Source organism: Flavobacterium sp., from assembly GCF_025352425.1.
Lineage (GTDB): Bacteria > Bacteroidota > Bacteroidia > Flavobacteriales > Flavobacteriaceae > Flavobacterium.
Window position 1 is genome coordinate 1 of record NZ_JANXTI010000076.1, and the last position, 3030, is coordinate 3030.

Sequence of the window (3030 nt, forward strand, 5' to 3'; positions counted from 1 at the left end):
AATCTTTTGAAGGATTTAAAACAAGAATTTTAGCTAAAATAACAGCATTAACTTTGGTTCAATATATCAATAAATTCATATTTGATAGACCAATAAACAATATTAAAAATCAAATTATTTAATTACACCCAACGGGTTAAAGTATAGATAATTGAGTCTGAAATAATGACTGTCATACCCCATCACGAAAAGCAATGATATGAAGTGGGGCTACTGGGTCTTCTGTCTATATTTTAAACTTAAACTCTCCTTGATATATTAAAAATTGTCAATGGGGGGCAGGGGGGCAAGCCAAAAAACAATATTAAACATCACTCTTAAAATTATATTTTATGAAAAATAATAAAATTATTCTAGCTAAAATAAAAATTGAGAATTTATATCAATAAATTATTAAATTAAATATTCGGTTTAAATTCTACCTTTCATACCGAATACACCATCCAATCATTAGAAAATTTGGTAATACTTCAAAACATTTATAAAGAGGTTTAAAACATGCTAGAACACTAAAATTAAACTAGATACAGCCTGTACAAAAGTTTCAAATAAAAAAATATTTTTCATACTGCACCAGATTTATAATAGAATGACCTTTGTCAAGAAATCAGGTAGCTACTCTTTCAAAAACAATTTATGAAACTTTAAAAATATTTAATCTATGAAAAATTACAGCAGTTTATTCCAAAGAAAAGGGTTCGAATTCAACGGACAATTGTACAACAACAAATCATATACCGAGGCTTATTATGAATTAGTTAGAGATGTACTAGAACAAAATCACGGTTCATTTAAGAATCATATCGCAATTAATAAAGCATTCGGCAAAACAATTTATTTGAATTATAACGATATGCCAAGTTCTGTTAAAAACAGAAGACTTTATAAAAAATTAGGTGATTTATATGTGTTAAGAAATAAAGATATTAAAGGATTTAATTCAGCTATTCAACGAATTGGAAAAGCATTAAAAGTAGAGGTAGGAATCTAATGCGAAATGTAATTGTTTTAATCGCAGAGAACTTCGAGAGTCGATATATCAATGTAGAATTTGATTCGGTTGAAATATAAATTAAAGAGATTAAAAAAGTTGAGCAAGAAGTCTTGCTCAACTTTTTAATAAGAAACCCATGTAAATACTGATACTTACAAGAGTTTTGTGGTGGTCGCTCTTGGTTTTAAATTTATTTTATGTGTATTTAACCAAAATAGTTAATTATACCCAATAAGGTATAATATAAATAAAACAACTATTTTTACACCTCATAGGGTATAAATTAAAAATATTTTTATACTTTTATACCCGAAAAGGTGCACATTATGGAAATAAGTAAGTTTGTTAAACAAAAAAGAACCTCCGCTAAATTGACTCAACCTGAATTGGCGGAGAAAGCAGGAGTCGGTCTTCGTTTTTTGCGGGAATTGGAACAAGGTAAAGAAACCCTACGATTAGACAAGGTAAATCAGGTGTTGAAATTATTTGGATATCAAGTTGGAGCAGTTCAACTAAAATTTGAGGAAGATGAGAAAGGCTGAAATAAAAATATATGATAAAACTGCGGGTTGGTTGAAAGAAGACGAAAATGGATATCATTTTAATTATGATAGTTCTTATTTGAATGCTACAAGTCCTGACCCAATTAGTTTGACATTACCTTTACAAGAAAAACCTTTTACAAGTAAAATCTTGTTTCCTTTTTTTGATGGTCTAATTCCTGAAGGGTGGTTGTTGGATATCGCCCAAAATAATTGGAAACTAAATCCAAGAGACCGAATGGGACTATTGCTAGCTTGTTGTAAAGATTGCATAGGTGCGGTAAGTGTTCATCCATTAAATAATGAGGAATTATGAAAAGATGTCTCTATTGTTACGAACCCCTAACGGAAAATGAAATAGATTTTCACAGCACTTGTTGTAAAAAAATATTTGGACAATCTACTCCTCCTGAATTACCCTATACAGAAAACCAAATGGAAGATTTGGCTTTACAAGTGGTAAAAAGTCAAACTACTTTAACAGGGGTTCAAGCCAAATTATCTTTGGAATTAACACCAAGTGAAAAAGGGGATGGAAAAAGGTTTACGATTGTTGGTTTATGGGGGGATTATATATTAAAACCACCGACTAAGAATTTCAATCAATTACCGGAGGTGGAAGACCTAACAATGCACTTGGGAACCATAGCAAAAATAAAAATGGTACCACATAGTTTAATACGATTACAATCAGGGAATCTTGCATACATAACCAAGAGAATCGACCGAATTAAAGGTAAAAAACTTTTAATGGAGGATATGTGTCAATTAACAGAAAGAATGACAGAAAACAAGTATCACGGGTCTTACGAACAGATTGCTAAAGTTCTTTTGAAACATTCCACTAATCCGGGGTTGGATTTGGTAAATTTCTTTGAGCAAGTGTTGTTTTCATTCTTAACGGGGAATGCAGATATGCACCTAAAAAACTTCTCTATAATCAAAACAAATGAACAAGGTTATGTACTATCCCCTTCTTATGATATGGTGGCAACGGCAATCGTCAATCCTGCTGATGATGAAGATTTGGCACTAACTCTTAATGCCAAGAAGAAAAAAATTAGTAGAAAAGATTTTATAACGGTATTCAATTCTTTTAAATTAGACAACAAACAACAAGAAAACATTTTTAATAAAATGGAGAAGTCGAGGGAAAAATGGATTCGTTGTATTGATGATAGTTTTATTAGTGATGAGTTTAAAGTTACCTACAAAGAATTGATAAATAATAGATTTGGAAGAATATCATAAATTGAAATAGAGTAAGGAATTTAGAGTAAGGAATTATATAAAAACACACTAAAACAATAATAAATCCTCTCTATTTTATAGGTTTTGATGGATTTAATTATTTTCATAACCCTGAGGTCACGGGTTCAACTCCCGTCCTCGCTACACCAAAACCCCTTAATATTCAGGTATTAAGGGGTTTTTTATTGAAAGTCAATCTTATTAGAGTTTTACGGAGTAAGGAAATGGAGTAAGGAATTTTAT

The 3030-nt window shown here is 30.5% G+C and carries 4 protein-coding genes and 1 pseudogene; all 5 read left to right on the forward strand.

Annotated features, from left to right (window positions below; translation table 11 throughout):
• A pseudogene (locus Q0Q99_RS09965) lies at positions 1-122 on the forward strand (IS982 family transposase); the annotation flags it as partial.
• Positions 123-661: 539 nt separating this feature from the next.
• Positions 662-991 carry a hypothetical protein gene (locus Q0Q99_RS09970; protein WP_293895132.1) on the forward strand — a complete coding sequence of 110 codons (330 nt, stop codon included), beginning with the start codon at positions 662-664 and terminating at the stop codon, positions 989-991.
• 329 nt (positions 992-1320) lie between these two features.
• Positions 1321-1536: a helix-turn-helix transcriptional regulator gene (locus tag Q0Q99_RS09975; RefSeq protein WP_293895135.1), complete on the forward strand. Its 216-nt coding sequence runs from the start codon at positions 1321-1323 to the stop codon at positions 1534-1536.
• On the forward strand, positions 1523-1852 hold the full coding sequence (locus tag Q0Q99_RS09980; protein WP_293895138.1) for a HipA N-terminal domain-containing protein: 330 nt from the start codon (positions 1523-1525) through the stop codon (positions 1850-1852). Before Q0Q99_RS09975 ends, Q0Q99_RS09980 begins: the two co-directional genes overlap by 14 nt.
• A 119-nt stretch (positions 1853-1971) precedes the next feature.
• On the forward strand, positions 1972-2787 hold the full coding sequence (locus Q0Q99_RS09985) for a HipA domain-containing protein (protein WP_293895141.1): 816 nt from the start codon (positions 1972-1974) through the stop codon (positions 2785-2787).
• Positions 2788-3030: the final 243 nt, after the last annotated feature.

Bases quoted from the DNA above. Each gene is read 5' to 3' on its own strand.
- Q0Q99_RS09970 (WP_293895132.1), top strand. From the start codon at position 662: ATGAAAAATTACAGCAGTTTATTCCAAAGAAAAGGGTTCGAATTCAAC.
- Q0Q99_RS09975 (WP_293895135.1), top strand. From the start codon at position 1,321: ATGGAAATAAGTAAGTTTGTTAAACAAAAAAGAACCTCCGCTAAATTG.
- Q0Q99_RS09980 (WP_293895138.1), top strand. From the start codon at position 1,523: ATGAGAAAGGCTGAAATAAAAATATATGATAAAACTGCGGGTTGGTTG.
- Q0Q99_RS09985 (WP_293895141.1), top strand. From the start codon at position 1,972: ATGGAAGATTTGGCTTTACAAGTGGTAAAAAGTCAAACTACTTTAACA.